Source organism: Maridesulfovibrio salexigens DSM 2638 (assembly GCF_000023445.1).
Classification (GTDB): domain Bacteria; phylum Desulfobacterota; class Desulfovibrionia; order Desulfovibrionales; family Desulfovibrionaceae; genus Maridesulfovibrio; species Maridesulfovibrio salexigens.
On the sequence record NC_012881.1, the window covers coordinates 517,261 to 533,409 of the forward strand.

Sequence of the window (16,149 nt, forward strand, 5' to 3'; positions counted from 1 at the left end):
ATTGAATTAAAGTCCCTCGGGATTTGAAGTAACAACACAGCAAGAGAACAGTACCGTGATTGAAAGAAAAGCACAGATATTCAACGTACAGAAATACAATATGCACGACGGTCCGGGAGTGAGAACTCTCGTATTCTTCCAGGGTTGCCCCCTGCGCTGTGAATGGTGCTCGAATCCCGAGGGACAGTATAAAAAATTCCAGGTCCTTTTCAAAAAGGATCAGTGTATAAATTGCGGAGCCTGTGTCTCCGTCTGTCCCGCAGGCGTGCACAAGATTGCCGCCGCAGGAAAACATTTCATCGACCGCGATGCTGAGTGTATCGGCTGCCGCAAATGTGAGCACGCCTGTCTGCAATCTGCACTGGCAATCGTTGGCGAAACAAAGACCATTTCCGAACTGGTCGAGATCATCGAAGAAGACCGCCCGTTTTATGAAACTTCCGGCGGCGGCGTAACTCTCGGCGGCGGTGAAGTCCTGTCCCAGCCTGTAGCTGCGGCAAGCCTTCTCCAGACCTGTAAGCAGCGCGGTATCAATACAGCCATTGAAACCTGTGGCTATGCCCGTCCTGAAGTAATTGAGAAGGTTGCACCTTTCGTGGATCTCTTTCTCTTTGACGTCAAACATATGAATTCCGAACGCCACCGTGAAATTACCGGTGTGCGTAATGAGATGATCCTCCAGAACCTGATCTGGCTTCTTGATAACAGATACAACGTCAAGATCAGGATGCCCATGCTCAAGGGTGTTAACGACGGCGAAGAAGAAATCCTTCAGCTGGTTGAGCTGCTTAAGCCTTATAAGGATCTCAAAAATTTCAAAGGGGTGGACCTGCTTCCCTACCACAAGATGGGTGTGAACAAATACACTCAGCTCGGCTGGGAATACCCGGTGGAAGGTGACCCCAAACTGAGCAATGCCGATCTTGAACGCATTGAGCAGGCTATCACCAAATACAATTTTCCGGTCTCAGTGGTCAGACACTAGTCCAAATCAATGACAAGGGAGAACAGATTTATGGATGCACTTGGATTCATTGAAACAAAAGGGCTGCTGGCTGCCATTGAAGGCGCTGATGCCATGCTCAAAGCCGCTGCAGTGACCCTGCTGGAAAAGAATATTTCCGGCGGCGGGCTGGTGACCATCAGTGTCAGCGGTGAAGTCTCTGCGGTACAGGCTTCTGTTGAAGCAGGCACTGCCGCCATCAGCCGTATCGAAGGCGCGGAGCTGGTTTCACATCATGTGATTGCTCGTCCTTATGATGACATCAGCAAGATTATCGCAACCAGCGCTCCGGTTGCGGCAGCAAAAGAAATTTCACGGGAAGTAGCACAATCTCCCGCTTCTGCGGAAGGGCAGGCTCAGCCTGCTCCCGCGGAAGAGAAAGTCGAAGTAGAAGAAGCTCCGAAAACAGAACCTGAGGTTCTGAAAGAGGAAATCGAAGCTCCGGCAGTGCAGGAGTCCGCACCGAAGACTGAGGAAGTTGCCCCTAAAACCCCCAAGGCAAAGGAAGCAGCCCCGCAGTTCAAGCCCGCGGAACTCAGGAAAATGAAAATCAGTAAGGTTCGGCAGATTGCCAGAAGCTTGGAAGGTATTTCCCTGACCAACGAAGAGGTCAAAAAAGCCACCAAGAAAACCCTTATTGACGCGATTATAAATGTTACCAGGCAGATAGAGGAGTAATCCAATGGTAGACAAGGATTTATTGTCCATTCAAGAAGCCCGTTCACTGGTTCGTGCCGCTAAGAAAGCTCAGGCAGAGCTGGCGGAAATGGGTCAGGAAAAGGTTGACGCGATTGTAAAGGCTATTTCCGAAGCAGCATACGCACAGGCGGAATCCCTTGCAGCGCTTGCTGTTGAAGAGACCGGTTTCGGTAAGGTTCAAGACAAGAAAACCAAGAACATTCTTGCAAGTAAAAACCTTTTCGAAGCAATCAAGGATATGAAAACTATCGGTGTGCTTTGCGACGACAAGGAAAAGAAGGTTGTCGAGATCGCCGTACCCATGGGTGTTATCGCAGGGATCATCCCCTCCACCAACCCCACGTCTACGACTATCTACAAGTCCATGATCTCCCTGAAGTCCGGGAACGCCATTGTTTTCACCCCGCACCCCAGCGCAAAGAAATGCATTGGTAAAACCGTTGAGATGATCCGTTCCGTACTCCACGACTGCGGCGTATGTGAAGATCTGGTCAGCGTAATGAGCATTCCTACCATTCAGGGTAGCGGCGAGCTCATGAAAGTTGCCGACCTCATTCTCGCGACCGGTGGTCCGGGCATGGTCAAGGCTGCGTACAGCTCCGGTACCCCCGCTCTCGGTGTAGGTGCTGGTAACGTACCTTCCTACATTGAAAGATCCGCAGACATCAAAGATGCGGTCACCAAGATTTTTGCAAGTAAGACCTTTGATAACGGTACTGTCTGCGCATCTGAACAGTCCATCATCACTGAGTCCTGCATTTGTGAGCAGGTTAAAGCTGAAGTTATCGCTCAGGGTGGTTACTTCCTCTACGGCGAAGACCTGACCAAGGTTAAAGCGGTTATGGAACGCGGCAACGGTTCCATGAACCCCGCAATCGTAGGCCGCGATGCCTGCTACATTGCAAAGCTGGCCGGAATTTCCGTGCCCGCAGGAACCCGCCTGCTCGTTTCTGACGAAAAAGGTGTTGGCGCAAAGTATCCTTTCTCCAAGGAAAAACTTACCGCGCTGCTCGGTTTCTACGTTGTTGAAGATTGGAAAGGTGCTTGCGAGATGTGTCACGCACTGCTGGAAAACGGCGGTATCGGTCACTCCCTGTCCATCCACTCCAAGAATGAAGAAGTTATCCGTGAATTCGGTATGAAGAAGCCTGTTTCCAGAATGCTGGTTAACACCCCGTCCACTCACGGTGCTGTGGGCCTCTCTACCTCTCTCTTCCCCTCCTTTACCCTTGGTTGCGGTACTGTAGGCGGAAGCTCCACTTCCGATAACGTAACTCCGCTCAACCTGATGAACGTGAGAAGACTTGCTTACGATCTCGGTAACACCTGCTGCGAATCCGCTCCTGCGGCTCAGGCATCCGGTACCGATTCCATCGATGTTCAGGCAATCACTTCCATGATCGTAGAGCAGCTTAAGCAGATGGTATAGCCGGAAGTAAAAACTTCCCGCTCTAAATAAAAAGCGATTCCCGCATAGGGAATAGAGGGTGGCTCCTTAAGGGGCCGATAAATCAATTTAAAGGAGAACTAAAATGTCCTCATTGAACGCACTGGGTATGATTGAAACCAAAGGTCTCGTTGGCGCAGTAGAAGCAGCTGACGCAATGGTAAAAGCAGCAAACGTAACTCTGGTCGGTAAGACTCAGGTTGGCGGCGGTCTCGTAACCGTTATGGTTCGTGGCGATGTTGGTGCTGTTAAAGCAGCAACCGACGCTGGCGCAGCTGCTGCACAGAACGTTGGTGAACTCATCAGCGTACACGTTATCCCCCGCCCCCACGGCGAAGTTGAAATCATCCTTCCTAAAGCTGAAGGTTAATTAAGCTTGAATACCGCAGATTTATCTGTGGTATCAGGGCCGGGGAGGGCGGTTCTGCCCGCATAGAATCACCTTCCCCGGCCGTAATAAAAAGGGCCGTACCGCGCTAAGCGCGATACCTGATCAGAACGCTAAATATTTTTCACATAGAAATGAGCATGAACGAACAAGCCATCAATAATATCATGGAAGGGGTCATCAAAGGCGTAATCGAGCAGTTGAAGACCGAAGCTCCGCGTGTTTCCGTATCTACCGGTGCATGCGAACCCATTCCCGTAGAACTTTCCGCCCGCCACGTTCACCTCAGCGAGCAGGACGCCCTTGAGCTTTTCGGTAAACCTCTGACCCCGGTTCGTGAACTTTCCCAGCCCGGTCAGTACCTCTGTGAAGAGCGCGTACGTCTCATCGGCCCCAAAGGTGTCATGGACAACGTCGCTGTACTTGGACCTGCACGTTCCGCTTCACAGGTAGAAATTTCCAATACTGAAGCGCGTACCCTCGGTATCAAAGCTCCGGTTCGCCAGTCCGGTGATGTTGCCGGTACCCCCGGTATCATCCTCGCTTCTCAGACCGGAATTGTCGGTCTCGAAGAAGGCGTTATCGTGGCAGCTCGTCATATTCACATGTCTCCTGAAGACAGTGACAAGTTCGGCGTGAAAGATAACGACCGCGTAAGCGTACGTCTCGAAAGCGATCGCCCGGTTATTCTTGAAGACGTGGTTTGCCGCGTTCACCCCGAGTTCAAGCTGGCTATGCACATCGATCCCGATGAAGGCAACAGCGCAGGCTGGAACAAGTCTGTAACCGGTAAGATTGTAAGATAGGGATTCGAGGCGCTCTGCGCTTTGATAGAAAGATTTCGCCTCCGGCGGCTTAAGCCCTTTTTGAAAAAAGGGCTTAAGAATCCCAAAAACTTTTAGTTTGGCTTCGCCCCTAGTTTCAGGCGTGCGGGGAAGAGAATCAGCACATGGATTTTTCAGCAATTGACCAGCAGATCAGCGACCTTGAGAGCTGCATTGAGAACACCGTTCCTGTCAGTCCTGACGAAGAACTTCTGGTGGGTGTGGACCTCGGTACTGCGTATATCGTGGTAGTGGTCCTGAACAGCAAGAAGCAACCTGTGGCTTGTGCCATGGAATTCGCCCGGGTCATCAAGGACGGTCTGGTTGTTGATTACATGGGCGCTACCCGCATCACCCGTAAGCTGGTGGGCGAGCTTGAAGAAAGATTGGGTCGCAAGCTGGAGCGCGCTGCCATCGCAGTTCCTCCGGGAACAGGTAAGAAGGACTGCTCTACTCATCAGTATGTGGTGGAAGGAGCAGGACTTGAAGTCACTGCCATTCTGGACGAGCCCACAGCAGCCAACGCAGTGCTCGGACTTGAAAACGGCGTCATCGTTGATATCGGAGGCGGCACTACCGGTCTCTCCGTACTGGAAGATGGCAAAGTTGTTTACGTAGCTGACGAACCCACCGGCGGAACCCATGTGACTCTGGTTCTGTCCGGCAGCTTCAAGGTCTGCTTTGAAGAAGCTGAAGACCTTAAGAAGGTCAAGGAACGTCAGGATGAGATCCTACCTGTCGTTCGTCCGGTGATCCAGAAAATGGGCACCATCGTTAAAGCTCACATTAAGGATCGCGATATTTCAGCCATATACCTTGTCGGCGGTACCTGCTGCCTCAAGGATATGGAAAAAGTGGTGGAAAAAGAAGTGGGTATCCCGGTCTACAAACCGGCCAACCCGTTTCTCGTAACCCCGCTGGGCATCGCCCTGAATTGTTAAGTTAAGCAGAGCTTCTCTTACGAAGAGGCAAACCCTTTTGGAAAAGGGTTTAAGCCCTCGGAGAGCCGCCGGAGGCATCGATATGTCAATAGACATCAATGAATTAGTTCAATCCATCGCAACAGAAGTGCTGAAACAGCTCAAGCCTGAATCCAATAAAGCTTGTGCTCTGGTTCTGGCTGAGCGTGACTGCCTTGTGGCTGAGAAAGTACGTAACAGCTTCGGCGATGAATACGAATACTACTTCTTCGGCGAAGAAGCTCCCTGCGCGGAATTCAGCCGATACATTGTGCCTTCCCTTTGCGTTTGCGAAATGTCTGATCTGGCCGTTGGCAAGGCTCACGGTAAGATTATGACTGAGGTTCTTCGCCAGATGCTGCTCGGACACACTGTGGAAGTGCTTTCCTTCGGTTACGAAGAGTACAGCCAGACCGCTCCCGGTCCTCTGTATGCTCTTTACCAGCAGCATGAGAAGACCCTTCAGGGTTTCGGCATGAAAAGATTTCAACCCAAGGCGCCCGAGTCCCTGAAAGTCAGGGAATCACTGATCACCGAAAAGGTGGTCAGTGGTGCGGCGGCGCAGGGTGCTAAAGAGTTAGTGGTACTGCCCGCGGCAATGGTCACCCCCCTTGCCGAAGAAGCAGCCAAGGAACTGAACATCAACATCAGCAAGACCCTCTAAGGATTGTTTTATGATCATCTGTAAAGTTGTCGGCAATGTTTGGGCCACCCGCAAAAAGGATGAATTGAGCGGGGAGAAGCTGATGGTTGTTCAGCGGCTCGATATCGAAGAAAAGGGCAGCGATGAAGTTTTCGTCGCAGTTGACTGCGTTGGTGCGGGCATCGGTGAGCAGGTTCTGGTAACTACCGGAAGTTCTGCTCGCATGGCTCTGCGTAACCATGAAGCTCCGGTTGATGCATCCATCGTGGCTATCATCGATGAAGTGCAGGCACAGGTCTAATTATTATGGATACGCTGGGTATAGTTGAAGTTTTCAGCATCGCTGCCGGAGTGCGCATAGCAGATGCAATGATGAAAGCTGCGGACGTGGAACTTGTCCGCGCTTCTACTATTTGCTCCGGCAGGTATCTGATTTTTGTTTCCGGTGAACGCTCTGCTGTTTCTGCAAGTGTTGATGCTGCGGACGCTGACCAAGGTAAGGTCAAGGCCAGCTTTGTTATTTCCAGCCTTTCACCGGAAGTGGCTGCAGTGCTGAAAAGCCCTGTAGCTCTTGCTGATGTCCAGTCCATTGGAGTCATCGAGTGCCGCAACGTTTCCACCGGCGTAATGGCAGCGGATGTGGCGGTTAAGCGTTCCGGTATCGAGCTGGCCCGTTTTGTCGCAGGGCAGGGCATTAACGGCAAATCATATTTCGTTATGAGTGGCGATGTTGCTGCGGTTCAGGAAGCCGCAGATGCAGCATCCGCCGCTTTGGGCAACAATCTTGTTGAGGCGGTCGTCATCCCCGGACCCGACGCCTCGGTCGTAAAGGCCTTAGTAAGGGGAACGAGGTAAAGATGAAAAAGAAACTTATCGAAGCGGGCAACCTTGATTCATTTATTTGCCCGGACAGTGACACATTCTACGTAGACAACAACATTCTTTTGACTCCCGGTGCCAAAGACGAGCTCCGCAAGAGAAAGATCAAAATTGTCCGTGTGGAAGACGCCGCAGCAGCTGTTGCCGAATCCGGTAGCGCCGGATGCGGTAACCCTGACTGCACCAAAGAAGTTTGTAACGGTTGTGAAGAACTGGTTATGGGCATCGCGGTGCTGCTGAAGGAAGAATACGGAATCACCGATCTTGCACAGCTCAAGGAAATGAGCTTCAAGCTTGCTGATGCCGTTAAAGGAAATATTTAAAGTTTAGTATTTTAAGAGGAGAAAATTATGTCATCTCTCAACGCTCTCGGAATGGTAGAAACCAGAGGCCTCGTCGGTTCTGTAGAAGCAGCCGATGCTATGGTTAAAGCAGCAAACGTAACTCTCGTTGGCCGTGAACAGGTCGGCGGCGGTCTCGTAACCGTAATGGTTCGCGGTGACGTTGGTGCTGTTAAAGCAGCAGTAGATGCTGGTGCAGCAGCTGCTGAACGCGTAGGTGAACTGCGCAGCGTACACGTGATACCCCGTCCTCACAGCGAAGTGGAAGTTATTCTTCCCAAATGCGCTGTAAAGTAAGGACATAAGGGGCGCAGGCACCCCTCACCCCTCACACCTGCGCCCCTATACAAATTTCAAGCTGAATAGATTTTAACCCTGACATTTTGATTTATTGGAGAAAAGGGTGACACAGTTCTACGGCAAAACAAAGATCTGCTATGGCGAAGATGCTCTGGACAATCTGGAGACTATCCCGGCAACGCGGGCTTTTATTGTTACCGATTCATTCATGGTAAAGACCGGTTTTGTTGACCGGGTCCGCACCCATCTTGACCGTAAAGGGATTCCCTTCATCATCTTCGATGAGGTTGAACCCGATCCTTCCCTTGAGACAGTTACCAAGGGAGCACAGATTTTCCTTAAAAACCAAGCCGACCTGATCATCGCTCTCGGCGGTGGTTCTCCCATTGATGCGGCCAAGGCTATCTCCTTTTTCGCTGGGAAGGCTCTTGAAGGAAAGGTCAAACCGACACTGGTCGCTATTCCCACCACCAGTGGTACCGGGGCTGAAGTTACCAGCTATGCTGTGGTCACCGACAAGGTAAACGAGGTCAAGATTCCTCTTAACGATGAAATGCTCATCCCGGATATGGCTATCCTCGATGCCCGTTTCACCCGTTCCCTGCCGCCGCATGTAACTGCTGCAACAGGAATGGACGTGCTGACCCACGCTATTGAGGCATACACTTCCCGTGAGGCCAACGCTTTTACTTCTATCTATGCAAGATACGCCATCAGTTACGTATTCAAGTATCTCAAGCGGGCCTACATAAACGGTGATGATATGGAAGCACGTGAGAACATGCTTCTCGGTTCCTGCATGGCAGGTATGGCTTTCAACAACAGCGGACTGGGTATCACCCATTCCATCGCCCACTCTCTTGGCGGTATTTTTCATGTGCCGCACGGACTGGCAAACGCAGTAGTTCTGCCTCACGCAATCAAGTTCAACAGCTTTGATGTGGGCATCCGCTACCACGAAATTGCCACCATGCTGGAACTGCCCGCAGAAACTGTCGAAGAAGGAACCCGTTCCCTCATCGATGCGGTCATGGAACTTAACGAGTCCATGGGCATTCCCAACAATGTCGGTTCATTGAAGATTGATGAAAGTGTTTTTAAAACCAGCCTGAATACCATTGCCCGCAACGTGCTTGATGATATCTGCACTGGTAGCAACCCCAGAAACCCTTCACGTGATGATGTGAAAGAGCTTCTGCTGAAGGCTTGGTAAGATAGCTATTTTGAACAAATCCGGCAGGTCAGCCGTTAGGGGCTGATCTGTCGGAGGTAAATCGGAAGGAATTATCAAATGGCTGCAAATATAGTTGATATTATTCGTGAAACAGGTGTTGTCGGTGCCGGTGGTGCTGGCCTCCCGACTCACGTTAAGGCCGAGGCAAACGTAGATACCGTTCTGGTGAACGGTGCTTCCTGTGAACCGCTGCTTATGAGCGACCCCTACCTCATGGAAGCTGAAGTAGATACCATGATCCGCGGCCTTGAAGCGATTATGGACTGCACCGGTGCCAAGAAAGGTATTATCTGTCTTAAGGGTAAACACGCCAAGGCAGTTAAAGCTGTTCAGGAAGCTGTTGCCCGTGACGGTTCCGGTCGCCTCGAATGTTTCGTACTTAAAGATTTTTATCCTGCCGGTGATGAGCAGGTACTGGTTTACGAAGTTCTGGGTCGTACTGTCCCTGAACGCGGTATCCCCCTTCAGGTGGGCGCTGTTGTAAGTAACACCGAGTCCCTGTTCAACGTTGCACTGGCAATGGACGGTAAGCCGGTAACTCACCGCTACCTGACCGTTGCCGGGGAAATCAAGAACCCCATGGTTGTTAAAGTTCCCGTGGGAACTCTTGTTTCCGACGTGCTTGAGTTCGCAGGCGGACCGACTATTTCCGACTACAAAGTTGTAGACGGCGGTCCCATGATGGGTCGGGTTCTCCCCGACACCAATCAGCCGGTAACCAAGACTACCAGTGGCCTTCTGGTTCTGCCCCCGAACCACAACGTGGTAGCAGGCAAGGTTATGGATCCCGAAAAGATCCGCCGCATCACCAACACTGTCTGCTGTCAGTGTTCCCGCTGCACCGACCTTTGCCCGCGTAACCTGCTTGGTCATTCCCTGCATCCCCACAAACTGATGCGTGTAATCGCCAACAATGAGCTGAATACCGAAGCCGCTAAAGAAGCACTGCTTTGCTCCGAATGTGGCATCTGTGAAAAATTCTCCTGCCCCATGATGATTTCTCCTCGTGAGGTAAACGCCCAGATTAAGCAGATCCTCATGAAGGAACGCGTGACTTGGGAATCCAAGGGGAATGAGCTTAAAACCAACCCGTTCCGCGAAAGCAGGGCTATCCCGACCAAGCGTCTGATTCAGCGCCTGAATCTTTCCAAGTATGACGGTCATCCTGAATACGCTGGCGAGTACACTCCCTCCGTGGTCAACATCCGCCTTGGTCAGCACATCGGTGCTCCTGCGCAGTGTGTTGTCTCCGCAGGAGATAAGGTAAGCTGTGGCGACCTGATCGGTGAAATTCCCGAAGGCGCAATGGGTGCAAGGGTTCACGCCAGCATCGACGGAACAGTCGAAAGCGTTGAAAACGGCGTAGTGGTTATCAAGAAATAATTAGCAGGGTATCCTGCTAAAGCGCTTTGCGCATCCCCTTCCAAAAGGAGATATAAAATGGATTTACGTACTATCGGTTGTGTAGAACTGAACAGCGTTGCCCTCGGCATACACACCGCAGATGAAATGCTTAAAGCAGCATCTGTCGAGCTGGTTATGGCCCGCCCCACATGTCCGGGCAGATATATTGTAGTTATTTGCGGTGACACCGGCGCTGTTAAAAGCTCCGTTGAAGTCGGTTGTGAAATCGGCGGCGACATGATTGTTGACCACTTCACCATCCCCAGCATCCACGCTGATGTTATCCCTGCACTGAGCGGTACTTCCATCGTACCTCGCATCAATGCACTGGGCGTAATTGAAACTTACACCATCGCATCCTGTATCCTTGCTGCCGATGCCGCAGCAAAGGCTGCTAACGTTAGCCTGATCGAAGTTCGTATGGCTGCTGGTCTCGGTGGTAAAGCCTATGTAACCATGACCGGTGACGTAGGTTCTGTTAAAGCTTCTGTTGAAGCAGGAATCGAAGGCGTCGGCGACGGCGGCCCGGTTCATAGCCATGTAGTAATTCCTTCCCCCAGCGAAGAGATTAAAGCACAGTTGATCTAGTGTATTAACACTGGAACACATGTCATCTTACCGGCACGTGCCTTTCCACTTCAGCACGTGCCGGTTTTTTTAAAAGGAGTTTGATTATGATGGACAACGAAAACAAACAACGCATTATTCAGGAATACGTTCCCGGTAAGCAGGTTACCCTTGCCCATCTTATTGCCAGCCCGCACCGCGATATTTATCTCAAGCTCGGTCTGGATGATAACTCTGCCGGAGCTATCGGCATCATGACCATCACCCCCAGTGAGGGCGTGATCATTGCGTCCGATGTCGCCACTAAAGCCGCTTCTGTTGAGATCGGATTTTTGGACCGTTTCGGCGGTTCTCTGCTGATTCTGGGAGATGTAGCCAGCGTGGAAGCTTCTCTTCGCGCCGTACTCGATTACTTCGAAGGCACCTTGCATTATTCTTCTGTTGAGTTGACTAGATCCTAAAATTAAGAAGAGGCTTTGGATAAGAGATGGCAAAGCTTAATAAAACATTTTGGGATTCTTAAACCCTTTTGGAAAAGGGTTTAAGGCCCCCGGCAGGGTCGCCGAAGGCATTCTATGAAAAAAACCATGTTCGTGGGCGAGACCCGCTCCGGCAAAAGCTCGCTTATCAAAGCCCTGTCAGGCGAATCCTATTCCCCGCGCCGGGCCATGGCCGTTGAACACTTCGGTCCGTTCATTAATACCCCCGGTGAATTCCTCGAAAACAGCTGGTTCTACCACGCACTGATTACTTCTTCCGCCGACTGCAAAGTCTTGGCAATTGTTCAGGATGCCACCCGCCGGACCAGTCTTTTTCCGCCTCTTTTTACTTCCATGTTCAACCGCAAGGTCATCGGCCTTGTCTCCAAGGTTGACGCACCCAATGCCGATCCCGATCTGGCTGAACGTTTCTTGAAGCAGGCCGGAGCAAAGCAAATCATCCGCACCAGTTCTGTTACTGGTGAGGGGATTGAATCAATTCTTTCTATCCTTACCGATCAATAGCCTTATTAATTTTGCAGGCTGCGCAGGCCGCACCGAATCCGTTATCAATATTAACTACTGTCACTCCGCTGGCGCAGGAAGTGAGCATGCCCAGCAGGGCGGACAGGCCTGAGAAATTGGCCCCGTAGCCTACTGAGGTCGGCACTGCGATGATGGGTTGTTCCACCAGTCCGCCGATTACGCTGGAAAGAGCTCCTTCCATTCCCGCAATTACAATCAATACCGAAAACTTACGGATTTCATCAATGCGATCAAGCATGCGATGAATTCCGGCTACTCCTATGTCGGAGATTATGGTCGCACGGCTGCCAAGCATGTCGCAGGTTACCAGCGCTTCTTCTGCTACATCAAGATCGGATGTTCCGGCGGTAATGATGCCGACCGTGCCGCTGTTATACTCGATTTTCTTGTTTTTACAGGTCAGGGTGTTGGCTGTCTCATTGTATTCCACATGCGGGAAGCGGGCAGTTACGTGTTCGGCAGTTTCCGGGGAAACGCGCGTTGCCAGCACGTTGTTGCGTCCGCACATATGTTCAAAAATATCGCCGACCTGTTGCGGGGTTTTGCCCGCGCCGTAGATTACTTCCGGGAAGCCGTTGCGTAAGCTGCGGTGATGGTCGATCTTGGTGTGTCCAATGTCCTGATACGGCAGGTCGCGTAGCTTTTCCATGCCCTGATCCACATCCATGCTGCCGTCTTTGACAGCGTTCAATATATTTTTAAGATTATCGTTGGTCATATTAAAGGCCTCCGGCGGTCTCGCAGGAGCGTAAGGCTCGATGCGCTTCGCGCTTTTGGATGAAAGATTTCGCCTCCGGCGGCTTAAACCCTTTTGATTCGCCCCGTCCTGGGGCTCCCCCTTGCGGGGTGTTGCCTTTTCAGGCAACGTCCAAATCTGCTTTCCTGCAGATTTGTGAAAAAAGGGTTCAAGAATCCCAAAAACTTTTAATTTATTTTGCTGTTTTTATTTAAGCTGCCCATTTTGTAGCCGCCCAGATCGAGAGTCACATGGCGATATCCAAATTCTTTTAGCTTATTGTTGATTCCATGGATTTCATTGGCATTAATGACATCTTGGATTTTATCTGCCGGGACTTCGATGCGGGCAACTTCACCGTGATGACGTACCCGCACGGCAGGGAAGCCTATTTTCATGAGAAAGACTTCGGCCTGTTCTACCTGTTGCAATGCCAGGTCTGTTACCTCCACATCAACAGGCATGCGTGAGAGCAGGCAGGCGAAAGATGGTTTGTTCCATGTGGGCAGGTTGAACCTGCGGGAAATATCGCGGATCTCCTGCTTGGTCAGCTCCGCTTCCACAAAAGGGCTGCGGATTTCAAGTTCTCGAAGGGCCTTTATGCCGGGACGGTAGTCACTGAGATCATCGATATTGGTTCCTTCAAGGACGTGTTCAATGTCATTCTCCTGCGCAATTTCAAGCAGCTTGCTGAACAGAATATTCTTGCAGGTATAGCAGTGCTCCGGGGGATTCATGCGCAGTTCTTCAGGAAAACCCATATCTACTACAACATGTTTTACTTCCATCTGTTCCGCAAATTCCTTGGCCTCACCTTGCTCCCATTGCGGAACATAGGGAGTGGATATGGAAGCTGCTATGGCTTTGTCTCCAAGAGCTTCTTTTGCTGTATGGAGCAGCAGAGTACTGTCCACACCACCGGAAAAAGCGATGACCGCCCCGCCGGTCTCAGCGAGAATTCCAAGCAGCGTCTTATATTTTAAGGCAAGTCTGTCCATCAAAGTAACCAATGAAAACTAATAAAAGGTTTTAAGCCGCCGGAGGCATAATCAGTTCAATCAAAATAGCGAATCAAATCTCTCTTACTTTGCCGATCTGTAAGTAAACCTCACTTAGAGGAATGCCATGTTGCTTGGCTAAAGCGCGACAATCTTCAAGTTCCGGCTTGGAGCGAATCACCTCACCATCTAAAATGGCATTCTTCATGGTTACTGTTCCGAGCGGGGTTTCGAGTTTGTCGAATGAAATGTCGAGCACTGTTTTTTCAATAGCAATACTCTTGATCCCCAAGGTGCTGGTGTGCTTGAAAATCAGCCGTTTAAACTTGTCTTCATCCTCTGCGGAACAGAGCAGTGAAAGGGTGGTGGCTGGCCGGTTCTTTTTCATGACGATAGAAGTGAAATGTACATCCATAGCTCCGTCTTCCATAAGCTGATCTAGGGCTGCACCGAGCATTTCCCCGGTCATGTCGTCGATGTTGCATTGCAGCAGTCTCGATGGGACCGTCGGCAAGGAAGAAACCTGCTGCTCGATATTGGCAAGCTGCACGCGCAGCACGTTGGGAATTTCGTTGTCCCGGTGCCCTATGCCGTATGCTGTTTTCAGAACAGTCATACGCGGCGAATCAGAAAAATTGTTGATAAATTCAGCGAGTATAGCCGCTCCGGTGGGAGTGGTGGTTTCCTGCTGAACAGCGCCTTGAGTTGTGGGCAATCCGGCGAGAATTTCAGAGGTCGCCGGGGCTGGTACGGGCATTTTACCGTGGGCGCAGTTGACGAATCCACCACCCAGTTCAATGGAAGAACACCAGACCTGGTCGATTTCCAGTTCATGGAAACAGATTGCCGCGCCGACAATATCTACTATGGAATCAGTGGCACCTACTTCGTGGAAATGAACCTCGTAAATGGTGCTGCCGTGAATCTTGGCCTCGGCTTTTGCAACCCGTTTGAAAATTGCTAGGCTGGTCGCTTTGACTTTGTCGTTGAGGTCGCTGGAATTAATAAGCTCTTCGATGTCTTTCAGGTTTCGGTGTTCGTGGTGATGGTGGTGATCGTGGGTGTGGTCATGATGATGTCCATGTCCGTGATGGTGGTGTCCATGATCATGATGATGTTCATGCTGGTGAGCCAGCTCAACATCTACACGGGTACCGAAAATGCCCTTGCGCGAATCCTGTGAAATTTTGAGGCTGAACTCATCTTCCATACCGAGTTTGGCAAGTTCGGTTATTAGGAAGTCAGGAGAAACGCCGAGATCAATCATGGCGGCGAGGTTCATGTCTCCGCTTATGCCTGAAAAACAATCGTAATAGAGTATGTTCATTATTATTCCGGTCCGGCTGGGGCCGTTATATTATGCGGATTCCGGACGACCGGAATCCGCATAAGTGTAATTAGTTTTCCTGCTTGTTCGCTACCATGTCTACTTTGGCCTGCATGTCTCCCTGCTCAAAGTAACCCACGACTCGTTTAAGCTGTTCGGGGATAGCAATGTGCTGGGGACAGTGCTCTTCGCATTGTCCGCATTCCACGCACTGGGATGCATATGCTGACTCACCCGCCATCTCTTTGCTGAAAAAGACGGCGTACTGGAATTTAAAGTACTCAGCTTTTTCTTTGAACATATGGGTGCTGTTGAAGAGTTCAAAGCAACCCGGAATCCTGACTCCGGCGGGGCAAGGCATACAGTATGCGCAGCCGGTGCAGGGGACCTGCATGAGCTCCTTGTACCTTGCAGCGACCTTGTCCACAATAGCAAGTTCCCCTTCAGTCAGGGAATTAGCTTCAGCTTTGGAGGCAATGGTGAGGTTCTGCTTGATGTGTTCCTCTTCGTTCATGCCGGAAAGGACCACGGTAACTTCGGGATGGTTCCAGACCCAGCGCAGGGCCCATTCAACCGGAGCACGTTTGGTTTCGGCTTGGTTAAAAATATCCTGTACTCCGTCCGGGGGAGTGGGAGCGCTGAGGTTCCCCCCGCGCAGGGGTTCCATGATCATGACAGCGAGGTCTTTGGATGCTGCGTATTTAAGTCCTGCGGTTCCGGCCTGATTTTCAGTGTCCAGAAAATTGTACTGAATCTGGCAGAAGGTCCACGGGTAATCATCCACAATGCGTTTGAAATCTTCGGGAACACCGTGGAATGAAAAGCCTGCATAGCGGATTTTCCCGGATTCAAGGGCCTTATCCAGAAAGTCCTTGATGCCCAGTTCCACTGAGCGGTCCCATGAATTACCTTCAACTGCATGGATCAGGTAATAGTCGATACAGTCAACATCAAGCCGTCTCAGCTGCTCGTTAAGAATCTCGTCCATATGTTCGCGGGATTCAACAATGTATTGGGGGAGCTTGTCGGCAATGGAAACTTTTTTGCGGTATCCGTCCTTGAGTGCCTTGCCAACAAGTCCTTCACTCTGACCGCCGTGGTAGGGCCATGCGGTATCCACATAGTTTACTCCGTTGTCGATGCAATTACGAATCTGGGCGATTGCGCGTTCTTCATCAATATTATTGTCATCGATCATGGGCAGGCGCATGGCACCAAAGCCCAAGATTGATAATTCTTCTCCTGTCTTAGGTACTTTACGGTAAAGCATGTGATCTCTCCCTTTATTGATTTGCAGGTTTTTTAAATCATAATTATGTTCTGTCTGCCGACAGCACATTTAAACAGAGTAAGTATACACATACGGTATGTGTTG

General features: G+C 50.8%; 20 protein-coding genes. 16 read left to right on the forward strand and 4 right to left on the reverse strand.

Annotated features, from left to right (window positions below):
* Positions 1-55 precede the first annotated feature (55 nt).
* The 16 genes from cutD (at position 56) to DESAL_RS02440 (ending at position 11,692) form a co-directional block, all read left to right on the forward strand.
* Positions 56-985 carry a choline TMA-lyase-activating enzyme gene (gene cutD / locus DESAL_RS02365; RefSeq protein WP_015850355.1) on the forward strand — a complete coding sequence of 310 codons (930 nt, stop codon included), beginning with the start codon at positions 56-58 and terminating at the stop codon, positions 983-985.
* 30 nt (positions 986-1,015) lie between these two features.
* The gene (locus DESAL_RS20635; protein ID WP_015850356.1) at positions 1,016-1,681 is read left to right on the forward strand and encodes a BMC domain-containing protein; all 666 of its coding nucleotides are present in this window, start codon (positions 1,016-1,018) and stop codon (positions 1,679-1,681) included.
* A gap of 4 nt (positions 1,682-1,685) precedes the next feature.
* Positions 1,686-3,131, forward strand: a complete 1,446-nt coding sequence (locus tag DESAL_RS02375) for an acetaldehyde dehydrogenase (acetylating) (protein ID WP_015850357.1) — start codon at positions 1,686-1,688, stop codon at positions 3,129-3,131.
* 103 nt (positions 3,132-3,234) lie between these two features.
* Positions 3,235-3,519: an ethanolamine utilization microcompartment protein EutM gene (gene eutM / locus DESAL_RS02380; protein ID WP_015850358.1), complete on the forward strand. Its 285-nt coding sequence runs from the start codon at positions 3,235-3,237 to the stop codon at positions 3,517-3,519.
* Between the two features lie 158 nt (positions 3,520-3,677).
* Complete coding sequence (locus DESAL_RS02385; RefSeq protein ID WP_041721592.1) at positions 3,678-4,343, forward strand: phosphate propanoyltransferase; 666 nt, start codon at positions 3,678-3,680, stop codon at positions 4,341-4,343.
* 143 nt (positions 4,344-4,486) lie between these two features.
* Complete coding sequence (gene eutJ / locus DESAL_RS02390; RefSeq protein WP_015850360.1) at positions 4,487-5,302, forward strand: ethanolamine utilization protein EutJ; 816 nt, start codon at positions 4,487-4,489, stop codon at positions 5,300-5,302.
* A gap of 82 nt (positions 5,303-5,384) precedes the next feature.
* Positions 5,385-5,984: a hypothetical protein gene (locus DESAL_RS02395; RefSeq protein ID WP_015850361.1), complete on the forward strand. Its 600-nt coding sequence runs from the start codon at positions 5,385-5,387 to the stop codon at positions 5,982-5,984.
* Between the two features lie 10 nt (positions 5,985-5,994).
* The gene (locus DESAL_RS02400) at positions 5,995-6,264 is read left to right on the forward strand and encodes a EutN/CcmL family microcompartment protein (protein WP_015850362.1); all 270 of its coding nucleotides are present in this window, start codon (positions 5,995-5,997) and stop codon (positions 6,262-6,264) included.
* A gap of 5 nt (positions 6,265-6,269) precedes the next feature.
* Positions 6,270-6,818 (forward strand): BMC domain-containing protein, encoded by a 549-nt coding sequence (locus DESAL_RS02405; RefSeq protein ID WP_015850363.1) that lies wholly within the window; start codon positions 6,270-6,272, stop codon positions 6,816-6,818.
* A gap of 2 nt (positions 6,819-6,820) precedes the next feature.
* Positions 6,821-7,165, forward strand: coding sequence for a hypothetical protein (locus DESAL_RS02410; RefSeq protein ID WP_015850364.1), 345 nt, complete (start codon positions 6,821-6,823; stop codon positions 7,163-7,165).
* A 27-nt stretch (positions 7,166-7,192) separates the two neighbouring features.
* Positions 7,193-7,480 (forward strand): BMC domain-containing protein, encoded by a 288-nt coding sequence (locus tag DESAL_RS02415; RefSeq protein ID WP_015850365.1) that lies wholly within the window; start codon positions 7,193-7,195, stop codon positions 7,478-7,480.
* 106 nt (positions 7,481-7,586) lie between these two features.
* Positions 7,587-8,696 carry a 1-propanol dehydrogenase PduQ gene (locus DESAL_RS02420; protein ID WP_015850366.1) on the forward strand — a complete coding sequence of 370 codons (1,110 nt, stop codon included), beginning with the start codon at positions 7,587-7,589 and terminating at the stop codon, positions 8,694-8,696.
* 78 nt (positions 8,697-8,774) lie between these two features.
* Positions 8,775-10,100 carry a 4Fe-4S dicluster domain-containing protein gene (locus DESAL_RS02425; RefSeq protein ID WP_015850367.1) on the forward strand — a complete coding sequence of 442 codons (1,326 nt, stop codon included), beginning with the start codon at positions 8,775-8,777 and terminating at the stop codon, positions 10,098-10,100.
* A 57-nt stretch (positions 10,101-10,157) separates the two neighbouring features.
* Positions 10,158-10,709 carry a BMC domain-containing protein gene (locus tag DESAL_RS02430; protein WP_015850368.1) on the forward strand — a complete coding sequence of 184 codons (552 nt, stop codon included), beginning with the start codon at positions 10,158-10,160 and terminating at the stop codon, positions 10,707-10,709.
* An 86-nt stretch (positions 10,710-10,795) separates the two neighbouring features.
* Positions 10,796-11,149, forward strand: a complete 354-nt coding sequence (locus tag DESAL_RS02435; RefSeq protein ID WP_015850369.1) for a BMC domain-containing protein — start codon at positions 10,796-10,798, stop codon at positions 11,147-11,149.
* A gap of 114 nt (positions 11,150-11,263) precedes the next feature.
* On the forward strand, positions 11,264-11,692 hold the full coding sequence (locus DESAL_RS02440) for a EutP/PduV family microcompartment system protein (RefSeq protein WP_015850370.1): 429 nt from the start codon (positions 11,264-11,266) through the stop codon (positions 11,690-11,692).
* Here DESAL_RS02440 and larB read toward each other — a convergent pair.
* The 4 genes from larB to DESAL_RS02460 all read right to left on the reverse strand — a co-directional run bounded on the left by larB (position 11,679) and on the right by DESAL_RS02460 (position 16,044).
* Positions 11,679-12,431 (reverse strand): nickel pincer cofactor biosynthesis protein LarB, encoded by a 753-nt coding sequence (larB, locus tag DESAL_RS02445; protein ID WP_015850371.1) that lies wholly within the window; start codon positions 12,429-12,431, stop codon positions 11,679-11,681. The two genes, DESAL_RS02440 and larB, sit on opposite strands and share 14 nt — an antisense overlap.
* A gap of 206 nt (positions 12,432-12,637) precedes the next feature.
* Positions 12,638-13,447 carry an ATP-dependent sacrificial sulfur transferase LarE gene (gene larE, locus DESAL_RS02450; protein WP_015850372.1) on the reverse strand — a complete coding sequence of 270 codons (810 nt, stop codon included), beginning with the start codon at positions 13,445-13,447 and terminating at the stop codon, positions 12,638-12,640.
* A 73-nt stretch (positions 13,448-13,520) separates the two neighbouring features.
* Positions 13,521-14,774: a nickel pincer cofactor biosynthesis protein LarC gene (gene larC, locus DESAL_RS02455; RefSeq protein WP_015850373.1), complete on the reverse strand. Its 1,254-nt coding sequence runs from the start codon at positions 14,772-14,774 to the stop codon at positions 13,521-13,523.
* Positions 14,775-14,844: 70 nt separating this feature from the next.
* Complete coding sequence (locus tag DESAL_RS02460) at positions 14,845-16,044, reverse strand: aldo/keto reductase (RefSeq protein WP_015850374.1); 1,200 nt, start codon at positions 16,042-16,044, stop codon at positions 14,845-14,847.
* Between the last annotated feature and the right edge of the window lie 105 nt (positions 16,045-16,149).

Excerpts from the sequence above, each read along its gene's own strand:
- eutJ (WP_015850360.1), top strand. The coding sequence starts at position 4,487 with ATGGATTTTTCAGCAATTGACCAGCAGATCAGCGACCTTGAGAGCTGC.
- DESAL_RS02415 (WP_015850365.1), top strand. The coding sequence starts at position 7,193 with ATGTCATCTCTCAACGCTCTCGGAATGGTAGAAACCAGAGGCCTCGTC.
- DESAL_RS02425 (WP_015850367.1), top strand. The coding sequence starts at position 8,775 with ATGGCTGCAAATATAGTTGATATTATTCGTGAAACAGGTGTTGTCGGT.
- DESAL_RS02375 (WP_015850357.1), top strand. The coding sequence starts at position 1,686 with ATGGTAGACAAGGATTTATTGTCCATTCAAGAAGCCCGTTCACTGGTT.
- DESAL_RS20635 (WP_015850356.1), top strand. The coding sequence starts at position 1,016 with ATGGATGCACTTGGATTCATTGAAACAAAAGGGCTGCTGGCTGCCATT.
- DESAL_RS02385 (WP_041721592.1), top strand. The coding sequence starts at position 3,678 with ATGAACGAACAAGCCATCAATAATATCATGGAAGGGGTCATCAAAGGC.
- larC (WP_015850373.1), bottom strand. The coding sequence starts at position 14,774 with ATGAACATACTCTATTACGATTGTTTTTCAGGCATAAGCGGAGACATG.
- DESAL_RS02440 (WP_015850370.1), top strand. The coding sequence starts at position 11,264 with ATGAAAAAAACCATGTTCGTGGGCGAGACCCGCTCCGGCAAAAGCTCG.
- eutM (WP_015850358.1), top strand. The coding sequence starts at position 3,235 with ATGTCCTCATTGAACGCACTGGGTATGATTGAAACCAAAGGTCTCGTT.
- DESAL_RS02410 (WP_015850364.1), top strand. The coding sequence starts at position 6,821 with ATGAAAAAGAAACTTATCGAAGCGGGCAACCTTGATTCATTTATTTGC.
- larE (WP_015850372.1), bottom strand. The coding sequence starts at position 13,447 with ATGGACAGACTTGCCTTAAAATATAAGACGCTGCTTGGAATTCTCGCT.
- larB (WP_015850371.1), bottom strand. The coding sequence starts at position 12,431 with ATGACCAACGATAATCTTAAAAATATATTGAACGCTGTCAAAGACGGC.
- DESAL_RS02435 (WP_015850369.1), top strand. The coding sequence starts at position 10,796 with ATGATGGACAACGAAAACAAACAACGCATTATTCAGGAATACGTTCCC.
- DESAL_RS02395 (WP_015850361.1), top strand. The coding sequence starts at position 5,385 with ATGTCAATAGACATCAATGAATTAGTTCAATCCATCGCAACAGAAGTG.
- DESAL_RS02460 (WP_015850374.1), bottom strand. The coding sequence starts at position 16,044 with ATGCTTTACCGTAAAGTACCTAAGACAGGAGAAGAATTATCAATCTTG.
- DESAL_RS02430 (WP_015850368.1), top strand. The coding sequence starts at position 10,158 with ATGGATTTACGTACTATCGGTTGTGTAGAACTGAACAGCGTTGCCCTC.
- DESAL_RS02405 (WP_015850363.1), top strand. The coding sequence starts at position 6,270 with ATGGATACGCTGGGTATAGTTGAAGTTTTCAGCATCGCTGCCGGAGTG.
- DESAL_RS02400 (WP_015850362.1), top strand. The coding sequence starts at position 5,995 with ATGATCATCTGTAAAGTTGTCGGCAATGTTTGGGCCACCCGCAAAAAG.